This is a genomic window from Mycobacterium gordonae (assembly GCF_017086405.1).
GTDB classification, from domain to species: domain Bacteria; phylum Actinomycetota; class Actinomycetes; order Mycobacteriales; family Mycobacteriaceae; genus Mycobacterium; species Mycobacterium gordonae_D.
This window is the reverse complement of record NZ_CP070973.1, coordinates 5509610-5528377: the sequence shown is the minus strand read 5'-3', so window position 1 is coordinate 5528377 and position 18768 is coordinate 5509610. Positions and strand designations below refer to the sequence as shown.

The 18768-nt window shown below is 66.2% G+C and carries 17 protein-coding genes; 9 read left to right on the top strand and 8 right to left on the bottom strand.

What is annotated here, in order from left to right; all coding sequences use genetic code 11:
• The first annotated feature begins 14 nt into the window (after positions 1 to 14).
• Positions 15 to 800 (top strand): alpha/beta hydrolase, encoded by a 786-nt coding sequence (locus JX552_RS23470; RefSeq protein WP_205878641.1) that lies wholly within the window; start codon positions 15 to 17, stop codon positions 798 to 800.
• A 10-nt stretch (positions 801 to 810) separates the two neighbouring features.
• On the top strand, positions 811 to 2214 hold the full coding sequence (locus JX552_RS23465; protein WP_205874235.1) for an acyl-CoA synthetase: 1404 nt from the start codon (positions 811 to 813) through the stop codon (positions 2212 to 2214).
• A 3-nt stretch (positions 2215 to 2217) separates the two neighbouring features.
• Here the strand turns inward: JX552_RS23465 and JX552_RS23460 are convergent, their stop codons facing one another.
• Complete coding sequence (locus tag JX552_RS23460) at positions 2218 to 3465, bottom strand: Rv1453 family transcriptional regulator (RefSeq protein ID WP_205874234.1); 1248 nt, start codon at positions 3463 to 3465, stop codon at positions 2218 to 2220.
• A 467-nt stretch (positions 3466 to 3932) separates the two neighbouring features.
• Here JX552_RS23460 and JX552_RS23455 point away from each other — a divergent pair, with 467 nt between their 5' ends.
• Together JX552_RS23455 and JX552_RS23450 are read left to right on the top strand one after the other, a co-directional pair.
• A complete protein-coding gene (locus JX552_RS23455; RefSeq protein WP_205874233.1) occupies positions 3933 to 4232 on the top strand; it encodes a PE family protein in 300 nt (99 codons plus the stop codon).
• 18 nt (positions 4233 to 4250) lie between these two features.
• The gene (locus JX552_RS23450) at positions 4251 to 5435 is read left to right on the top strand and encodes a PPE family protein (RefSeq protein ID WP_205874232.1); all 1185 of its coding nucleotides are present in this window, start codon (positions 4251 to 4253) and stop codon (positions 5433 to 5435) included.
• Positions 5436 to 5531: 96 nt separating this feature from the next.
• Here the strand turns inward: JX552_RS23450 and JX552_RS23445 are convergent, their stop codons facing one another.
• Complete coding sequence (locus JX552_RS23445; protein ID WP_205874231.1) at positions 5532 to 5777, bottom strand: hypothetical protein; 246 nt, start codon at positions 5775 to 5777, stop codon at positions 5532 to 5534.
• Positions 5778 to 5854: 77 nt separating this feature from the next.
• Here JX552_RS23445 and JX552_RS23440 point away from each other — a divergent pair, with 77 nt between their 5' ends.
• Together JX552_RS23440 and JX552_RS23435 are read left to right on the top strand one after the other, a co-directional pair.
• A complete protein-coding gene (locus tag JX552_RS23440; RefSeq protein ID WP_205874230.1) occupies positions 5855 to 6358 on the top strand; it encodes a MarR family winged helix-turn-helix transcriptional regulator in 504 nt (167 codons plus the stop codon).
• Between the two features lie 111 nt (positions 6359 to 6469).
• Positions 6470 to 7786 (top strand): MFS transporter, encoded by a 1317-nt coding sequence (locus JX552_RS23435; protein WP_205874229.1) that lies wholly within the window; start codon positions 6470 to 6472, stop codon positions 7784 to 7786.
• Here the strand turns inward: JX552_RS23435 and dapD are convergent.
• The gene (gene dapD, locus JX552_RS23430) at positions 7747 to 8700 is read right to left on the bottom strand and encodes a 2,3,4,5-tetrahydropyridine-2,6-dicarboxylate N-succinyltransferase (RefSeq protein WP_205878640.1); all 954 of its coding nucleotides are present in this window, start codon (positions 8698 to 8700) and stop codon (positions 7747 to 7749) included. The genes JX552_RS23435 and dapD overlap by 40 nt on opposite strands.
• An 85-nt stretch (positions 8701 to 8785) precedes the next feature.
• Between dapD and dapE the strand changes: the two genes are divergently transcribed.
• Positions 8786 to 9850 carry a succinyl-diaminopimelate desuccinylase gene (gene dapE, locus JX552_RS23425; protein ID WP_205874228.1) on the top strand — a complete coding sequence of 355 codons (1065 nt, stop codon included), beginning with the start codon at positions 8786 to 8788 and terminating at the stop codon, positions 9848 to 9850.
• On the opposite strand, the gene JX552_RS23420 is transcribed toward dapE, so the two are convergent.
• Complete coding sequence (locus tag JX552_RS23420; RefSeq protein ID WP_205874227.1) at positions 9847 to 11973, bottom strand: GTPase domain-containing protein; 2127 nt, start codon at positions 11971 to 11973, stop codon at positions 9847 to 9849. The two genes, dapE and JX552_RS23420, sit on opposite strands and share 4 nt — an antisense overlap.
• 63 nt (positions 11974 to 12036) lie before the next feature.
• On the opposite strand from JX552_RS23420, the gene log reads away from it, so the two are divergent.
• A complete protein-coding gene (gene log / locus JX552_RS23415; protein WP_205874226.1) occupies positions 12037 to 12594 on the top strand; it encodes a cytokinin riboside 5'-monophosphate phosphoribohydrolase in 558 nt (185 codons plus the stop codon).
• Between the two features lie 35 nt (positions 12595 to 12629).
• A complete protein-coding gene (gene fadD6 / locus JX552_RS23410) occupies positions 12630 to 14402 on the top strand; it encodes a long-chain-acyl-CoA synthetase FadD6 (RefSeq protein WP_205874225.1) in 1773 nt (590 codons plus the stop codon).
• 1057 nt (positions 14403 to 15459) lie between these two features.
• Here fadD6 and JX552_RS23405 read toward each other — a convergent pair.
• The 4 genes from JX552_RS23405 to JX552_RS23390 all read right to left on the bottom strand — a co-directional run bounded on the left by JX552_RS23405 (position 15460) and on the right by JX552_RS23390 (position 18452).
• Positions 15460 to 15915 carry a hypothetical protein gene (locus JX552_RS23405; RefSeq protein ID WP_205874224.1) on the bottom strand — a complete coding sequence of 152 codons (456 nt, stop codon included), beginning with the start codon at positions 15913 to 15915 and terminating at the stop codon, positions 15460 to 15462.
• A 94-nt stretch (positions 15916 to 16009) separates the two neighbouring features.
• Positions 16010 to 16792: an IS21-like element helper ATPase IstB gene (gene istB / locus JX552_RS23400; protein WP_205873160.1), complete on the bottom strand. Its 783-nt coding sequence runs from the start codon at positions 16790 to 16792 to the stop codon at positions 16010 to 16012.
• 2 nt (positions 16793 to 16794) lie between these two features.
• Positions 16795 to 18036 carry an IS21 family transposase gene (gene istA, locus JX552_RS23395; RefSeq protein WP_205873161.1) on the bottom strand — a complete coding sequence of 414 codons (1242 nt, stop codon included), beginning with the start codon at positions 18034 to 18036 and terminating at the stop codon, positions 16795 to 16797.
• 29 nt (positions 18037 to 18065) lie between these two features.
• Positions 18066 to 18452, bottom strand: a complete 387-nt coding sequence (locus JX552_RS23390) for a hypothetical protein (protein ID WP_205874223.1) — start codon at positions 18450 to 18452, stop codon at positions 18066 to 18068.
• Positions 18453 to 18768: the final 316 nt, after the last annotated feature.

Here is an 18768-nt window from a genome sequence, read left to right as displayed (position 1 = left end):
CCACCGAAGCGGGTATGGACCGTCCCGTATTCCCGGTCCACGCCACCGCGGTTGCGCCCGGAGTCGGACTCTGGCTCACCGACGTCCCGCGCGCCGTCATCGAGTACGGCCAGTTGGTTGCCGCGCTGCCGCTGCGCCGCAAGCTCCCGACCGGCGACGGGCATCCGGTGCTGGTGTTGCCCGGTCTGCTCGCCGGCGACAGCACCACCTGGACACTGCGCCGCCTGCTGACCCGCCTCGGATATCGGGCGCACGGGTGGGGGCTCGGCGTCAACATCGGGCCGACCACCAAGGTGGTCGCGGGCATGGCCGCGCTTCTCGACGACATGCACACCCGCTATGACGCCCCGGTCAGTCTGATCGGCTGGAGCCTGGGCGGCATCTTCGCGCGCCGGCTGGCTCGCCGCAATCCCGCGGCCGTGCGGCAGGTGATCACCCTGGGCAGCCCGTACCGGATGCAGCACGAGGGCCAGTCCCGCGCCGCCCGTCACTTCAACCTGTTCGCGCGCCTGCACGCCGAGCGGCACGAGTTGCCGCTGTCGATGGAAAGCGAGCCGCTGGCGGTGCCCGCGACGTCCATCTACTCACGCTACGACGGCATGGTGGCATGGCAGACGTGTATCGACGCCACTTCCGAGCGCGCGGAGAACATCGCGGTGCTCAGCAGTCACATCGGCTACGGCCATCACCCGGCGACCATCTGGGCCATCGCGGATCGACTCGCACAGCCGGCCGACAGCTGGGCTCCATTCCGGCCGCCGGCGGCACTGCGCCCGTTGTTCCCGACGCCGCACGGGTAACCTCCCAAAGGTGTTGCTGACCTCGCTGAATCCTTCGGCCGCTGCCGCCACCGACATCCCGGATGCGGTCAGCATCGACGGGTGCACACTGAGCCGTAGCGACCTGGTCGGTGCCGCGACTTCGGTGGCAGAGCGGGTGGCTGGCGCCAGCAGGGTCGCGGTGCTGGCCGCGCCCACGGCGTCGACCGTGCTGGCGATCACCGGGTGCCTGATCGCGGGGGTGCCGGTCGTCCCGGTGCCCGCTGATGTCGGCGTGGCTGAACGCCGGCACATGCTCACTGATTCCGGGGCCCAGGCGTGGCTGGGTCCGACGCCCGACGATCCGGAAGGCCTGCCGCACATTCCGGTACGGCTGCACGCCCGCTCGTGGCACCGCTACGCCGAACCGGCGCCGGATTCGTTGGCGATGGTGGTGTACACCTCGGGTACCACGGGATTGCCCAAGGGCGTGCAGGTCAGCCGGCGAGCCATCGCGGCCGACCTTGACGCGCTGGCCGAGGCTTGGCAGTGGACACCGGACGACGTTTTGGTGCACGGGTTGCCGCTGTATCACATCCACGGTCTGGTGCTCGGCCTGCTCGGCTCGCTGCGAGTGGGAAATCGCTTCGTGCACACCGGGAAGCCGACGCCGGCCGGATACGCCGGCGCGGGCGGGACGTTGTACTTCGGGGTGCCGACGGTGTGGTCGCGGGTGGTGAACGACGCCGCGGCCGCCGAGGCGCTGCGCCCGGCTCGCTTGTTGGTGTCCGGCAGCGCAGGGCTGCCGGTGCCGGTGTTCGAGCGGCTCGAGCAGTTGACCGGCCACCGGCCGATCGAACGCTACGGCGCTTCGGAGTCGCTGATCACGTTGTCGACGCGCGCCGACGGCGAACGCCGTCCCGGCTGGGTGGGTCTGCCCCTGCCCGGCGTGCAGACCCGGTTGATCGACGACCACGGTGAGCCGGTCGCGCATGACGCCGAAACAGTCGGCAAGCTTCTTGTTCGGGGTCCGACGATGTTCGACGGCTACCTGAACCGGCCCGAGGCCACCGCCGAGGCATTCGACCCTGATGGCTGGTACCGCACCGGAGACGTCGCGGTGGTCGACGGCGGCGGTATGCACCGGATCGTCGGGCGCGAGTCTGTCGATCTGATTAAGTCCGGCGGATACCGGATCGGCGCGGGGGAGATCGAGACGGTGCTACTCGGGCATCCGGGCGTGGCGGAGGTCGCGGTGGTCGGGCCGCCGGACGAGGATCTGGGACAGCGGATCGTCGCGTACGTGGTCGGCTCCGCCGATTCGGATGAGTTGATAAACTATGTGGCTCAACAACTTTCGGTGCACAAGCGACCGCGTGAGGTGCGATTCGTCGAGTCGCTGCCCCGCAACGCGCTGGGCAAGGTGCTCAAGAAGCAGCTGCTCGCCGAGGGCTGAATGTCAGGCGGGCACGCTGTTGTCGCGGTCGCTGGTCTTGGTGCCGCGCCATTGCAGCGCTTCCAGGGCAACCGCCACGTTGACCGATGTGTGATCCAGTGGTCGCGGCAGCAGCCGTTGTGCCGACTCGAGTCGGCGCAGCAAGGTGTTCCGGTGTGTGTTGAGGCGTTTGGCCGCGCGCGAGGCATTGCACTGTTCGTTGATGAAAGCTAGCAGGGTGGCCTGCAACTCGGGGCTGGCCGCCTCGAGTTCGCCGAGCGTGCTGGTGATGAACGCCGTTGCCGCATCGCCGTTTTGGGTGATCAGCGAGACGATCTGCACATCGGCGGAGAACGCCACCCGCTGATTGGAGCGCAGCCGCGCCAGAGTGCGCTGCGTGGTCAGCGCCTCGAGGTGGCTGCGCCGGAAACCCTCGAGCCCGAACGCGCTGGTTCCGACCGCGATGCGGGCACCCGGTGCGTCGGCAACCGCGGCGTGGACGGCGTCGGCATCGAGGCTTGCGGCCTCGGACACCCACACCCACCGGCTGGCCAGGCCACCGACGACGGTCAGTGGTCGCGCCGAACCGGTGGCGCGGCAGAACGCGTCGGCGGCGCGGTCGAGGTTGCCGTGGTCCCCGTCGAGCTCGTCGCTCCAGATGACGGCAGCGGTGTGGTGTCGGGCCAGGGCGTAGCCCAGCCGCGCTTCGGCGCGCTCGCGGCTCATCGGGGCGCCATCGATGATCAGCCCGACCACTTCGAGACGCTCGGCATGGGTGCCGCGGGTTAGCTCGTCATGCTCCTGCTGGACTTGCGTGGCGATGCCCGCCAGCGTGGCCTCGATGAACTCGTTGACGGACTTGGCGGAGACGTCCAACAACTCGCGTAGCTCGTCGGGATCGGAGGTGAGGTCGAACGCGATCGACATCCACAGCCGCCAGGCCATGTACTCGCCGATCCGGTAAATATCGAGGGCCAGTGCGTCCAGTCCGCGACGCACCAGGTCCCTCGCCATCCTGAGCGGCTCCGTGCCGAGATTGGCCGGCACCGGGGCGCCGGGGTCGCGCATGTTTGCCGCTGCCCAGTGCACCAGGTTGGCCCGGTTGGCTTTCTGGATCACCTTCGCCAGTACCGGGTCGGCGGCGACCGCGGGGTTGGCGGCGATGGTGGCCCGATCGAGTTGCTCGATCCACTCTGCGCCCGGATTCAGGGCGATGCGCGCTCCCTCGCGAATGAGCTCACGAATGCGCGGCGAGGGTTGTTGCCATGCCACGCGCTGATTTTAAGGGCGCGCGGCGCTGTGCGCACTTTGCGTTCTAACTGTTCGGCGGGATTTAACCTGCTGCGCCGCATGCATATTCGCAATCGGGATGAATCGAAATCGGGTTCCGGTTCCGCATTGTCCGCTCATAGCACACCCGCAGCCATTGCATAGAATGACTTGCAGCACAGTGCATGTCGGAAGGTCGGCGGATGGTAGCCCTACCGCTCCCGCCGCACCAGAGGCGGTTGCTGAAAGTTCGGAGGTGCAGTTTGCACCATCTCCGGTGACCCGTTGGGGAAAATCAACCTGGCTTGGCGCGGAACGGTGCACACTGCACTTCGGCTCAAAGTGATTGGGATTTATTGGCCTATCGCGGCCTCTCGCGGCGCGGCAATGATGTGCAGCAGTTTCCGTCACCACCAAAGCAGTCAGTGACGAGCACCACATCGCCGAATCATTCTTGAGGAGTTGAACGCATGTCCTTTGTCACGGCACAACCAGAGATGCTGGCAGCCGCCGCCGACGTACTGCAGAGCATCGGTGCGGCCACCGCCGCGAGCAACGGGGCCGCGGCCGCACCGACCACGGGCGTCTTACCTCCAGCGGCCGATGAGGTGTCGTTGCTCACGGCGGCGCAGTTCGCCACCCACGCAGCGATGTACCAGTCGGTCGGCGCCAGGGCCGCCGTCATCTACGACCGGTTCGTGGCCACGCTGGCCAGCAGCGCCGGTTCCTATGCGAGCACCGAAGCCGCCAACGCGGCGGCCGCTCACTGAGCCGGGGGTATCGAAGAGATGGATTTCGGTTCGTTGCCACCAGAAGTCAACTCCGGGCGGATGTACACCGGCCCCGGTGCCGGTTCGCTGCTGGTCGCCGCGGAGATGTGGGAGATCCTGGCACTGGATCTGTATTCGGCGGCGTCGTCGGTGCAGTCGGTGGTCTGGGGGATGACGGTGGGGCCGTGGATAGGTTCGTCCGCCGCCCTGATGGCCGCCGCGGCAGCCCCGTATCTGGCCTGGATCAATGTCACCGCCGCGCAGGCCGAACTGACCGCCAACCAGGCCAGGACCACTGCGGCGGCCTTCGAGTCCGCGTTCGCCATGACCGTGCCGCCCCCCGTGATCGCCGAGAACCGCACCCAGTTGATGGTGCTGATCGCGACCAACCTCTTGGGTCAGAACACTCCCGCGATCGCGGTGACCGAGGCCGAGTACGGCGAGATGTGGGCACAGGATGCCGCCGCGATGTACGGCTACGCGGGCATCGCGGCCGCCGCGACGGAGACGCTCTCGGTGTTCGAGGAAGCTCCAGAGATCACCACCATGGGAGGCGTGGCCGAGGAGGTCCTGAGTGGGTCTGCGGTGGAGCAGGCAACCGACTCCGCGGCCGCCACCCAGCTGATGTCCAACGTCCCGCAGGCGCTGCAGCAACTGGCTACTCCCACTCAGCAGGGTTCCACGCAGACGTCGTGGCTGAGTGGCACCTGGAAGGCCGTCAGCCCGCATCTGTCGCCGATCAGCAACATCATCTCGATGGTCAACAACAACTTTTCGATGCTCAATTCCGGTGTGTCGATGACGAATACGACCAGCTCTTTCATGAAGGGGATGGTGCCCGCAGCGGCCAAAGCGGTGGAGGGAGCGGTCGACAGCGGCGCCCGGGCGATGGGCACCCTGGGCAATGGGGTGGGCGCTCCGGGCGGTGCGGGCGTGGTGGCCGGCCTCGGGCGGGCCGCCGCCGTCGGGGAATTGTCGGTGCCGCAGGGCTGGGCCGCGGCCAATCAGGCCGTCACACCCGCTGCCCGGGCGCTCACCACCGTGGCCGGTGCCGGTGCCGTCGATGCCGCGCCGGAGCACGTGCCGAGCGGGCTTCCGGTCGGCCAGCTGGGTGGCCGGGCCGGCAGCGGGTTGAGCCTCAGCAACGTGCTGCGCGTGCCCCCTCGTGCGTACGTCATGCCGCGTAGCCCGGCGGCCGGGTAGCGCCTACCCCCGAGGGGCGATGCTGCGAGGGCGCACGAATGTATGAGGACAGCCGTAGCCGCCGGTTTTTCGCGCTCCCTCGCGGCGGGAGGGGGCTCAGGGCACCATCGCCCAGAAAGGATGGGTGACCGACCAGACCGGGTGAGTCAAATCGTCGGTGTAGTGGTAGATCGGGTGCGTCGGCGGCGGGGTCGGCCGCAGCGGCGCCATCGGTGCATGGATCGGACCCAGGTCAGGCTGACCGGGGGCGGCCGCGGCGACTGCCGGTCCAGCCAGGCCGGCCGCCAGCGACAGTCCGGCGGCGCACAACACCCCCGCCGACAAGATGCGGATTTTCGACATTTCTTACTCCCTTCGAGTAACTGTCAACTCTGGTTGACAGTTACTCACATTACGACCGGTCGGGTACCTTGTCAATAATGGTTGACGAGCAGCGGCCGCGATCGCCGCAGACCGAGCTCGGTCAGGGCATGCGCATGGCCTGGTGGAGTTACGTCACTAGGCTGGATAACGACATGGAAGCCGCCGGATTCCCGGAACGGCGCTTCGCGATGAACTACGTTTTCGCCCTCTACGCGCAGCCCGGACCGATGACGATTTCGGACATGGGGCGACAATTCGACGTCTCGCGGCAGGCGGCCAGCAAACTCGTCGGCGAACTGCGCCGCGACGGTTACGTGGAGACCGAGGTCTCGCCCAATGACCAACGCGAGAAAGTGGTGGTACTGACGCCGAAGGCAGTCGAGTATGTCACCGCACGCCGGCGCGCGGCCGCCGCACTCGACCACGCGATCGCCGAACGCGTGGGCGAAGCCGGTCTGGCCGAGTTGCGGCGGCTACTGCACGAGGTTGGTGATGTGTCGACGACCGGATTCGACTACGACCCCACCAACGTCTACAAGTCGCCCAAGCTGTGGGGATGACGCGCGCCCAGGACCCAGGATGTTTCCAGCTTGTTCACGGCGCTCACCGGGTTTGACGCCGTAATCTCGCTCGCTGTGCGCCGATCAGAAGTTGACCCCCACGCGTCGTCCATGAGGCGGATTGCCCTCGCCTGTCTGGTCGGCTCGACGGTCGAGTATTACGACTTCTTCATCTACGGCACCGCGGCGGCACTGGTGTTTCCGACCGTCTTTTATCCGCAGCTGAGTCCCACCATGGCCACTGTCGCGTCGATGGGCACATTCGCCACCGCATTCCTGTCCCGGCCACTGGGTGCGGTGGTCTTCGGGCACTTCGGAGATCGTTTGGGGCGCAAGCGGACTCTGGTCGCGACCCTGCTGATCATGGCGCTGTCCACCGTGACCGTCGGCCTGGTTCCTCCTACCGCGACGGTGGGTGGCGCGGCTCCGTTGATCCTGGTCGCCCTTCGGCTTCTACAAGGTTTCGCGGTGGGCGGTGAGTGGGCGGGTTCGGCGCTGTTGAGCGCCGAGACGGCCCCGCCAGGAAAACGTGGGCGGTACGGGATGTTCACCGTAATCGGCGGCGGCATCGCCCTGGTGCTGACCAGTCTGACTTTCCTCGGCGTGAATTTCACCATCGGCGCGCGCAGTTCGGCGTTCATGAGTTGGGGCTGGCGTATTCCGTTCCTGTTCAGCGGGGTGCTGATCGCGATCGCGCTGTACGTGCGGCTGAATATCGGGGAAACCCCGGTGTTCGCACAGCAAGAGTCTCAGAACGCCGCTGCGGGAACGCCGTTCGTCCAGGTGCTGCGACGGCAACGACGCGAGGTGGTGCTGGCCGCCGGCTGCGCGCTGGGCTGCTTCGGTCTGGTGTATCTGGCCAGCACCTACCTGACCGCATACGCGAACACCCATCTCGGGTATTCGCGCAACGTCATCCTGCTGGTGGGCGCGTTGGGTGGCCTGACTTGTATCGCAGCGGCGGCGCTCACGTCGACACTCAGCGACAGGTTTGGTCGCCGTCGTGTCCTGTTGGTGTGTTGGGCCCTGGCCGTGCCCTGGGCGCTGTTGGTGATGCCGATGGTCGACTCGGGCGACGTCGGCTTGTTCGTGTTGGCGCTTGCCGGGCTGTTCGCCGTCGACGGGGCCGTTTTCGGGCCCGTCTCCGTGTTCGTCCCCGAATTGTTCGCGACGCGTTACCGGTACACCGGGACGGCGCTGTCGGTCAATGCCGCCGGGGTCATCGGCGGGGCGGTGCCGCCGCTGATCGCGGACCCGCTGTTAGAGCATTACGGCAGCTGGGCGATCGGGCTCATGATGGCGACTTTGGCACTGGTCAGCCTGGGGGCCACCTATCTGCTGCCCGAGACCAACGGTGTCGCGCTCGCCGAGCCAGCGGGGAAACCCGCTCAGTTGGCATGCAGTTCGGCGTTGAGTGCGATGCCCTGACCGTCGCGGGACACCACCTCGACCGCACCGGTCAGCGAATTGCGGCGGAACAGCAGGTTGCTGCCGCCGGACAGGTCGCGTGCCTTGACTGAATCCCCTTCGGGCGTCGTCACTTTGGTGCCCGCGGTGATGTAGAGGCCCGCTTCCACCACGCAGTCGTCGCCCAGCGATATGCCCAGTCCGGCGTTTGCCCCCAGCAGGCAGCGCTTGCCGATCGAGATGACTTGTGCGCCACCTCCGGACAACGTGCCCATGATCGAGGCACCACCGCCGATGTCGGAGCCGTCACCGACGACGACGCCCGCCGAGATGCGGCCTTCGACCATGGAGGCGCCCAGGGTTCCGGCGTTGAAGTTGACGAAGCCCTCGTGCATCACGGTGGTGCCCGGGGCCAGGTGGGCGCCGAGCCGGACGCGGTCGGCATCGGCGATGCGAACTCCCGACGGCAGTACGTAGTCGACCATCCGCGGGAATTTGTCGACGCCGTAGACGGTCACCGGTCCGAGTCGGCGCAGCCGCGCCCGCACCGCTTCGAAACCTTCGACCGCGCAGGGACCACGGTTGGTCCACACCACATTGGTCAATACCCCGAACAGGCCGCCGGCGTTCAGCCCGTGCGGTGCCACCAGGCGGTGCGACAGTAGGTGCAGCCGCAGGTAGGCGTCGTAGGCGTCGGCGGCCGCATCGTCCAGCGAGCCGATCGCGGTGCGGATCGCGATGGTCTCGGTCTGGCGGTCGTCGTCGCGGCCGACGAGCGTGCCCAGCACCGCGGGCAGGTCGGACAACGCCAGCCGTGTCGTCGCGGTGGTTTCCGATTCGGTCAGTTCGGGTTCGGGGAACCATGCGTCGAGGACAGATCCGTCGGAGGCAAGGGTCGCCAGGCCAATGCCTGCAGCTCCAGTCACGGCGGTCAGGTTACTTTCCTGACCGAGCAGACACAAAAGCACCCGACACGCCGACGAAAAGGGTGCTTCCGTGTCTCCTCGGCATACTGGGGACGTGCTGGATTTACGCGGAGACCCGGTCGAGCTGACCGCGGCGCTGGTCGATATCCCCAGCGAGTCGCGTGACGAGGCCCGCATCGCCGACGAAGTCGAGGCGGCCCTGCGTGACCAGGCCTCGGGGTTCGAGATCATTCGCAATGGCAACGCGATCCTGGCGCGCACGGCGCTGGGCCGGCCGTCGCGGGTGCTGCTGGCCGGGCATCTGGACACCGTCCCGGTGGCCGGTAACCTGCCCAGCCGCATCGAGAACGGCGACCTGCATGGCTGCGGCACCTCCGATATGAAATCCGGCGACGCCGTCTTCCTGCACCTGGCGGCCACGGTCGCCGAACCGGCGCACGACCTGACCCTGGTGTTCTACGACTGCGAGGAGATCGAGTCCGCGGCAAACGGCTTGGGCCGACTGGAGCGTGAGCTGCCAGATTGGCTGGCAGCCGATGTCGCCATCCTGGGCGAGCCCACCGGCGGGTTCATCGAGGCTGGTTGCCAGGGCACGTTGCGGGTGGTCGTCAGCGCCACCGGAACCCGCGCGCACTCTGCCCGTTCCTGGTTGGGAGACAACGCTATTCACAAGTTGGGTGCCGTGCTTGATCGACTTGCGGGCTACTCGGCGCGCAGCGTCGACATCGACGGCTGCGTGTATCGGGAGGGATTGTCGGCGGTACGGGTCGACGGCGGCATCGCGGGAAACGTGATTCCGGATGCAGCTTCGGTCACGGTCAACTTCCGCTTCGCGCCGGACCGCTCGCCCGGCGAAGCTCTGCAGCACGTCCACCAGGTGCTCGACGGGCTCGACGTGTCCATTGATCTGACCGACTCCGCGGCCGGTGCGCTACCCGGCCTGGCGGCGCCGGCCGCCAAGTCTCTCGTCGAGGCCGCGGGGGGCCAGGTGCGGGCGAAGTACGGCTGGACCGACGTCTCGCGGTTCGCGGCGCGAGGAATCCCCGCGCTGAACTACGGGCCCGGCGACCCCAATCTGGCGCATAAGCGCGACGAGCGGGTGCCGGTCGCCGCGATCAGCGCCGCGGTGGACATGCTGCGGAGTTACCTCAGCGGTTAAGCACCGAACTGCTGGGCTTGCCGGCGCGCATCCCCGGCAGCGGCACCCATCCCGATCGCAGCCAGTTCGTCAGCCACCGCCAGGAGTTCGCCCGCATCGCCGGCCACCAGGGCGCGGACGTGCTGGACGATGAGATGGCCTACCGGACAGTCGATTTCGGATGCGATCCGGGTGGCCGGGTCGGCCGCCCGCCGGTCGCCAAGCCGGACGGCGTCATGCCAGGCCAGCAATGCCACCGCCGACTGCCCGGCCCGCTCGGCGGATCTGGCCGCCTCCCGCGCCGCCGTGACGGCGCCGGTGTCGTCCCGGGCGGTTGCCCGGGTCCAAGCCCGCGCCAGCCCGAGCTCGGGCGCGAACAGGGCGGACTTCGTCCCGTGCCGGGACTCCGCGCGCCGCAACGCTTTCGCCGAGCCGGGAATATCGCCCTGCCTGGCGATGGACGTCGTCAACAACATCAGCGACAACGGGCCCCAGGAATAGCCGGTGTGTTCCAACTCGGCCGCGGCTGGTTCCAAAAGTGCTGCCGCGGTGCCGAATTCACCTTTGACGAGGAGCACGTAAGCGGTCAGCACTTCACCGATCGCCCGTCCGGGCTGTTGCAGCTCGGCGAAGTCGGTGAATTGCTGGGCCAGCGTCTGGGCCTGCGCCACCTCGCCCGCCATCAACAGTGACGTGATCTGGCCGAGCCCGACCGTGAACCGCAACAGCCCGGGATGCTCGGCGGCTGCCGCCTGCACTGCCAGTCGTTCGACATCACCGAAGCGGCCCATCCGGGCCGAGGACAACACGGCCGCACTGGCCGCCCACGACACCGCCATGTCACCGGCCGACGACCCCGACAGCACCTCGGTCGCCAGAGTCATTGCGCGCCGTAGGTTTCCGGCGTTCATCGCAAACGTGGCATTCAACCCGTCCAGGACGGTGCGTGCTGCCGGATCGGTGAGCCGACCGCGGGTGGTCTGCAGAAATGCGGTGGCCTTCTCCGGCTCGCCCAGCATGAAGAACTGGTTGGCGGCCCGCGGCACCGCCCACGCCATCAAGTCGGATTCCGAGAGCTCGCCCGGATTCACCGCCGCCAGCACGGCACCGGCTTCGCGGCCGCGGCCCTGCCATCCCAGTGCTTGTCCCAGCACCAGGCGCGCATCCAGTGCGCCCGACCGGTCCACGGCCACGCGCGCCAACCGTTCGGCGAGCAGCAGGTCACCCAGGCGCAGCGCCTGCTGCGCGGCGGCGGCCACCTCGCTTACCGGCTGGGGGGCGTCGCAGTCCAGCGCCAGCGACGCCAGCCGCAGCCGGGCGCTGGGGTGTTCCGACGGATGCTGCGAGAGCAGATTGACCAGTTCGGTACGGCGCCGGCGAGCACCGTCCGGGCCCATCGCCGCCGCCGCGCGCTCGCCGAACAACGGGTGCGCGGTGTACACCATGGGCTCGTCGGAATCACCGCCGCGCAGCCGGATTTCCGCGGCGCCCAGTTCCTCGGCCAGGCTGACCGCTCCGTCGCCGGCCAGGGCCGTCAGATCGGCCAGCGACAGCGGCTCGGCAATCGCTAGATAGTCCAGCACGGATCGTGCCGGCGCCGGCAACTCACCGAGGAATTCGTCGACCTCAGCCGCAGTCGTCGCCCCGCCGGGAGGTTCGAGATCGATACGGTCGAGCAGGCCGTCGGTCCACAACGCCGCGATCGCCTGCGGTGCCGCATCAGCACGGGCCGTGACGATCATCCGGGCCGCGTGGGTGAGCGCCATCTGGTACACCAGCGTGGCCGACAGGATGTCCAGGTCGTGGGCCTCGTCGACGATGAGCAGCAGATCACCCTCCTCGGCTGCACGGACCAGCGAGGTGCGGGCGGCGCGCAACAGCGCGGCGGGCTTGCCGATGTCGGCGGTTTCGACCAGATGCCCAAAGGCCCCGAACGGAACCACGCGCTCAGCCGGAGTGCCGATCACCCAACGGGTTGTCGTAGTGGGGTGTTGAGCGCAGAACTCTTCAGCGGCCAACCGCGCCAAGGTGGACTTGCCGACTCCGTCGGGTCCGAGTACCACGGCGCCACCCGTGTCGGCCAAGGCGGCGGTGAGCCGCTGCAGCGCGACCGTGTGCTGGGGGACGTTCCAACGAATCGGCACCGTTGCGAGTCTATGGCCCTGGTTCGGTACGCAGTCGGTGCAGGGTTGGTCTACGTTTCGGATATGCCTTCTGCAACCAGTGGCCGGTGGACGGTCGCGGTGTACTGCGCCGCGTCGCCGACGCACCCGGAGTTGCTGGAGCTCGCGGCGGCCCTCGGTGCTGCGATTGCCGAGCGGGGCTGGACGCTGGTGTGGGGCGGCGGTCACGTGTCGGCGATGGGGGCGGTGGCCTCGGCGGCCCGGGCGCACGGCGGTTGGACCGTCGGGGTAATACCCACCATGTTGCTGGAACGCGAACTGGCCGATCACGATTCGGACGAGTTGATCGTCACGGACACGCTGCGTGAGCGCAAGCAGGTGATGGAGGAGCGGGCCGACGCTTTCATCGCGTTGCCGGGCGGTGTCGGCACCCTGGACGAATTGCTGAGCGCCTGGACCGAGGGATATCTGGGCGTACACGAGAAGCCCATCGTGCTGCTGGACCCGTGGGGTCACTACGACGGTGTGCGCGCCTGGGTTTACGGATTGATCGACAGCGGCTACATCTCACAGGCCGCCGTCGACCGGCTGATCGTGGTCGATAAAGTCGGCGATGCGCTACAGGCGTGCGCGCCCGACTGACGGGCCCAGCGGGAACTAACGAAGCGAGGGATCACGTGTCCGATCGAGGCGCACGCGCACGAGTCAAGCTCACCGACATCGCCATGCAGGTGCCCGGCCTCATCGCCGACGCGCCGTCGATCGCAAGGGGGGTGGGTGGCCTGCTGGCCCGCCCCAGCTCCAAAACGTCGATCGCCTCGGTGTTCCAGGACCGGGCCGCCCGGTATGCGGACCGCGTCTTCTTGAGGTTCGGCGATCAACAGCTCACCTACCGCGAAGCCAACGCCACGGCGAACCGGTACGCCGCCGTGCTGGCTGCGCGCGGGGTCGGCCCCGGAGACGTCGTCGGTGTCATGCTGCGCAACTCGCCGCACGCAGTACTGACGATGCTGGCCGTGGTCAAGTGCGGGGCGGTCGCGGGCATGCTCAACTACCACCAGCGCGGCGACGTCCTTGCACACAGCCTGGGTCTGCTGGACGCCAAGGTGCTGATCGCCGAGTCCGACTTGGTCAGTGCCATCAGCGAATCCGGCGGCTCGGTCGGTGACGTGCTCACCGTTGAAGACCTGGCACGATTCGCCACCACCGCCCCGGCCACAAACCCGGCCTCGTCGACGGCGGTGCGTGCCAAGGACACCGCGTTTTACATCTTCACCTCCGGCACCACCGGTTATCCGAAGGCCAGCGTGATGACGCATTACCGCTGGCTGAAGGCGCTGGGCGCGTTCGGCGGGCTGGGGTTGCGGTTGCGGAGCTCCGACACGCTGTACAGCTGCCTGCCGCTCTATCACAACAACGCGCTGACCGTCGCGGTGTCGTCGGTGATCAACTCCGGGGCGACACTGGCACTGGGGAAATCGTTTTCGGCGTCGCGGTTCTGGGACGAGGTGATCGACGCCCGCGCCACCGCGTTCATCTACATCGGCGAGGTCTGTCGATACCTGCTCAACCAGCCGGCCAAGCCGACCGACCGCAAGCACAAGATCCGCGTCATCGCCGGCAACGGCCTGCGCCCGGACATCTGGGACGAATTCACCGAACGCTTTGGCATCTCCCGGGTTTGCGAGTTCTACGCCGCCAGCGAAGGCACCACCGCGTTCATCAACGTCTTCAATGTGCCTCGCAGCACCGGGATTTCGCCGATGCCGCTGGCTTACGTCGAATACGACCCGGACACCGGTGAACCGGTTCGCGACGACAACGGGCGGGTCCGCCGGGTACCCGCGGGCGAGCCCGGCCTGTTGCTCAGTCCGGTCAATCGGCTGCAGCCGTTTGACGGCTACACCGACAAGTCGGCGAGTGAAAAGAAGTTGGTGCGCAACGCTTTCAAAGAGGGCGACTGCTGGTTCAACACTGGTGACGTGATGAGCCCGCAGGGTTTATTCCACGCGGCGTTCGTCGACCGGTTGGGCGACACGTTCCGTTGGAAGGGCGAGAACGTGGCCACCACGCAGGTCGAGGCGGCGGTGGCCGCGGATAAGCCGGTGGAGGAGTGCACGGTGTTCGGCGTCGAGGTGCCCGACACCGGCGGGCGGGCCGGGATGGCCGCGATCAAGTTGCGAGAGGGCACCGAATTCGACGGCCAGTCGTTGGCCCGCGCCGTGTACGACAAGCTGCCCTCCTACGCGCTGCCGCTATTCGTCCGGTTGGTGGAGTCGCTCGAGCACACCACGACGTTCAAGAGCCGCAAGGTGGAGTTGCGTAAGCAGGCGTATGGTGCTGACGTCGAAGACCCGCTGTACGTGTTGGCCGGCCGCAAAGAGGGCTATGTGCCGTTCTATGACGAGTATCCGGGCGAGGTTGCGGCGGGTAAGCGGCCGCAGGGCTGAACTGGCTCATGACGATCCGTTGTTCGCTTGACCCGGTTGCAGATGATGCTCTTGAAGTTTCACTGCAGAGCTTGAAGTCTTACTGCGGAGGCAGTCTTCGACGCCACGCTTATGACAATTTCCATTCGCCAAGCCAACAAATTTGTGATGCTCGCGGACTTCCGTCGCTGATGACCATTGTGGAAAACTATTGATGATTTCCGCGTCAGATAGTTCGTTCATGTCAGGTGGGGCACCCGTCCAATCCCTGAATATGCCCAACGTAGATCTGAGCGGCGGCTCCCGACACTGACAATTGGCCGAATTTGAGTACGTACGCATCTTGCGGATCTCATGTCTCATGTCGCTTATCTGACGGTTCGGTAAGTGTCTCCGGTTGATCTGTATTTTCTTGGACATTTGACGCCCAGGCATTCTGACGAGAATTATTCCAAGGTAGAAATGGCACTCCCGACCACGTGGGACCGCTTGGATTCTAGTTTCCGGTAACGGGCATGCCAAGGGAGCGTCCGTGCCTGATCGTCATTGGACGAACAGAGGTTTCCGACACCCGTCAACACTACCTAACGCGGCATTGCAATTTGCAAAATCCTGACACCAGCGAATAGCATATAGATGCCAATCCGGATCGCTGCGGCGACAAACGCATGTCGATGAACTCGGCTTCATCGAAGGCCCCCGGTGAATACCAGTGGATTACGTCGTCGGCTCACTGACGATCCGACGTCAGGAGTCGACTCGTAGAGCTGGCGTATGGAAAATAGCTTTTACAACGGTGGTCTTCCCTTACTATGACAAAGGAATGTGTGCATAGTCATCTGAAGTCGGCACTGGCCGCCAGTTGATCGGGTTGACTGTCTGCCCATCTCGTTCATAGATACTGTATATCCATTTGGGTACTGGACTGTGGGTTCCATGACACGGATCGCTGTAACACGCGGATCGATTAAGGACTGTCCGGGCTGCATAGGAAAAAGCCAACATTTTCCAGAATCTGTGGGTCCGATAGCACTGGCTCCCAGTCGCGCGCCAGGGAGAGTATAGTTGTGAGGGCCGATCACACTCTCTGGCGGATGTTGATGAAACAAGACATCCAGATATTGCCGCTTTTCTGCGTTGAGCCGCTCGGTGTCGACATTAAAATCGGCCCGTCTTGGGTGATTGGGCGAAAGCGACTCGATAAGTGGTTTTCGACACGGTTGTGCTCCCATATTCTGGCGTCAATATCACGCGGGCCGGCTTTCGCCTGCTCGCGTGTCATCGATGGTCCTGGCTGCGGGTCCTGCGCGAACGGGCCGCCCGGACTTAGCGGAACGCGGTAATCAACAGAGTGGACGCCTTTGCGTGGATCGCCTGCCGAGCTGCCGAAGGGCATCCGAACCGCGTCTCGGTCTCGGCTCATCTGAGCAGATACCGGCTGCTCGGCTTCCCACCAGTCTTGGGCGGCGGTCTTTATCTCCCTGGAGAACCGAAAGCTGGCTTGCCGATACTTCTGTGCCATCGCTTCGCCCATCGCTGCTGGCTGTGACCAGGACAGCGACGGGTGTTGACGACGGTCGAAAACTAGGCCACAGACGACGGTGAAAAGTAGGCCACGTGGTCGGTGGTTATTGTGCCGTGTTGTCGGCTCTGGCGGAGGGCAGGGTGTCGATTCCGGTGTCTTTGAGCCGGTAGCTGGAGCCTTTGAGGGTCAGGACGTCGGCGTGGTGGACGATGCGGTCGATCATCGCCGCGGCGACGACTTGATCTCCGAACACGTCGCCCCAGCGGGCGAAGGGCAGGTTCGAGGTCAGAATCAGCGAGGCGTGTTCGTAGCGGCTGGAGACCAGTTGGAAGAACAAGTTCGCGGCGTCCTGTTCGAAGGGGATGTATCCGACCTCGTCGACGACGAGAAGGCCGATGCGGCGCAACTTGGCCAACTCGACGGGCAGTCGCCCCGCGGTGTGGGCGGCCTTGAGGCGAGCGACCCAGTCCACCGCGGTGGCGAACGCGATGCGATGCCCGGTCTGGGCGGCTTTGATGGCCAATCCGATGGCGAGGTGAGTCTTGCCGGTTCCCGGTGGGCCGAGCAGCACCACGTTGCGGGACCTGGCCAGGAACGCACCCGTGCCTAGGTGGGCGACCATGTCCCGGTTCAAGGCCGGTTGGTGATCGAAGTTGAAGTCTTCCAACGACTTGCGCGTCGGAAACCCCGCCGAGCGGATGCGGGTCGCCGCACCGGAGGCTTCCCGGGCCGCGACCTCCCGGGAAAGCACCGCCGCCAGATACTCCTCATGAGTCCAGTTGGCGTCACGGGCTTGCTCGGCGAGCCGGGCGGCGGCGTCGCGGATGCGCGGCGCCTTAAGGGCCTGGGCGTAATGCAGGACGGATTTGATCGGATCCTCGGCCATGATCACGCCACCTCCCCGTCGGAAGTGACTGTTGCCGTGGTGAAGTCGACACCGAACGCGCGGTCGTAGTCGGCCAGATCACGGACCAGGTAATCACCGACCACCGGTGGTGGGCCGGTTTGGAACTGTCGACGCAATGCTGCGGCAGTCGCGACGTGGGTGGGATCGGTCAGCGTTTGTCGTACCGCCCAGCAGCGGTCATGAGCCGCCAGCTGGCGCCCCGCTCGGGTCACCACCACCTGATTCAAGGTGGTCCTCACCTCGACGAGCTGTCCGATCGCATGCGGGTCCACGGAGTAGTCGTTGCCGGCCACCCGCACGTAGTAGTCGCGCCCCAGCCGCACCGAGGTCACCGCCTCGGTGACCGGCGCCACGGGCGGCAACGCCAGCATCTGGGCTCGATCGCCGTCGAGGAAGTCGACCGGACGACCATCGAGGACCCGCACCCGACGGGCGTTGGCGGTCGGAAGCCATTGGCCCAGTTGAGTGTTGAAGTCCGCTGGCGAAGTGAAGCTGCGCCCCGGCAGGAACGAGGTCTCCAAATAGCGGTTGGCTCGCTCCACGATCCCCTTGGATTCGGGGTCATAGGGTTTGAGTTGCACCAGCCGCGACCCGAGCGTGCCCATCAACGCGGTGACCGGATCGGTCAACCGACCGCGGCGTCCGATCCCGGCCTCGTTGTCCCACCACAACTCATGGGGTGCCGCGGTGAAGCTGCCCGAGAGTAGCTGCCACATCCCGGCCACCAGGTCCATCGTCTGACGCGAGGGCAGCATCATTGCGGCGATGAACCGGGAGAACGCCGCGACCATCACCAGCACCGGCAGCATCGCCTCCTGGCCGAACCCGACCGCGATCCTGGGTGCCGGGAACCACAGGTCGCACTGAACCGCTCGCCCCGGAGGATGGTCGAGGCGGTCAACCGGATCGGCGAGCAGGTGCTCCGGGCGGATCGCTCGGACCCGCTCGCGGAACCAGGAGATCGAACCCGTCCACCCGACCCGCTCGGCGAGCACCGTCGCCGGCATCTGCGGATAGGCCGACAGCAACGCCCGGATCCGCGGCTCCACCTCGCTGATCGCCGACGGCGCCGAAGCTCGCTCGTACTTCGGTGGACCATCGCCGGCCAGCGCCCCGGCCACCGTGTCACGCGCGATGCCGAGCTGGCGTGCAATGGCCCGCTGCGACAAACCCTCGCTGCGATGAAGATGCCGGATCAACGCCCAGTCTTCCAAGGAGATCACCCATCCAATCTGATTGGGTGGCCTACTTTTCAACCGTTGCGAGTGGCCGGACTTTCAACCGTCGCCAACAACGGGTCGTCGTTGACCGTGAAGCCGAGCCGTTCGGCATTGTCAATCATCGCCCGCGCGTTCGTCAGTTTGGGCTCTACCGACTCCGTCAGGTCACGAAACGCTCGGATCGCCATCGTCTGGATCGCATCGGAGCTGTGGACGATGGTCCTACGATCGGCGTGCGCAGCCGTCACAGCGGCCTCGGCGAAACGTCCCGACCACGGTTGCCCGCCGGGTTTCTCCATAAGCTGGACATATTCGTCGGCATGGGTCTCCAAATCCTTAACGGTGTTTCGCCGAGATTGGATCCACTCCAACACCAAATCCGGCCGTGCCGCGTCGATCTGGCTGCGTGTCACCGTCAACCGCTAGCTCCGAAGCCGCGCTCGATCATAGTGAAAACGACGATCACCGAGAAGGCGGTTTACGGTCCGCAGCAGCGACCGGTGCGGACCGGTCCGCCTCAGCGTTCGCGAAATGAGTACATGTGTGATCGACGTCGTCGGCCACTCGGCCGAAACGGATGGCCACCGCGGTTCGTATCGCCAGGAGAGTCTCTACGCTCACCGATCTCGCGATCACCATGGTCGGAGTGTCACTTGCCGGATCAGTAGCCAAGCCCGGTGGTGTCTGTTCCAGCACCGTCGACATTCTGCGTAGCTGCGGGCCGAGCAGCGATAG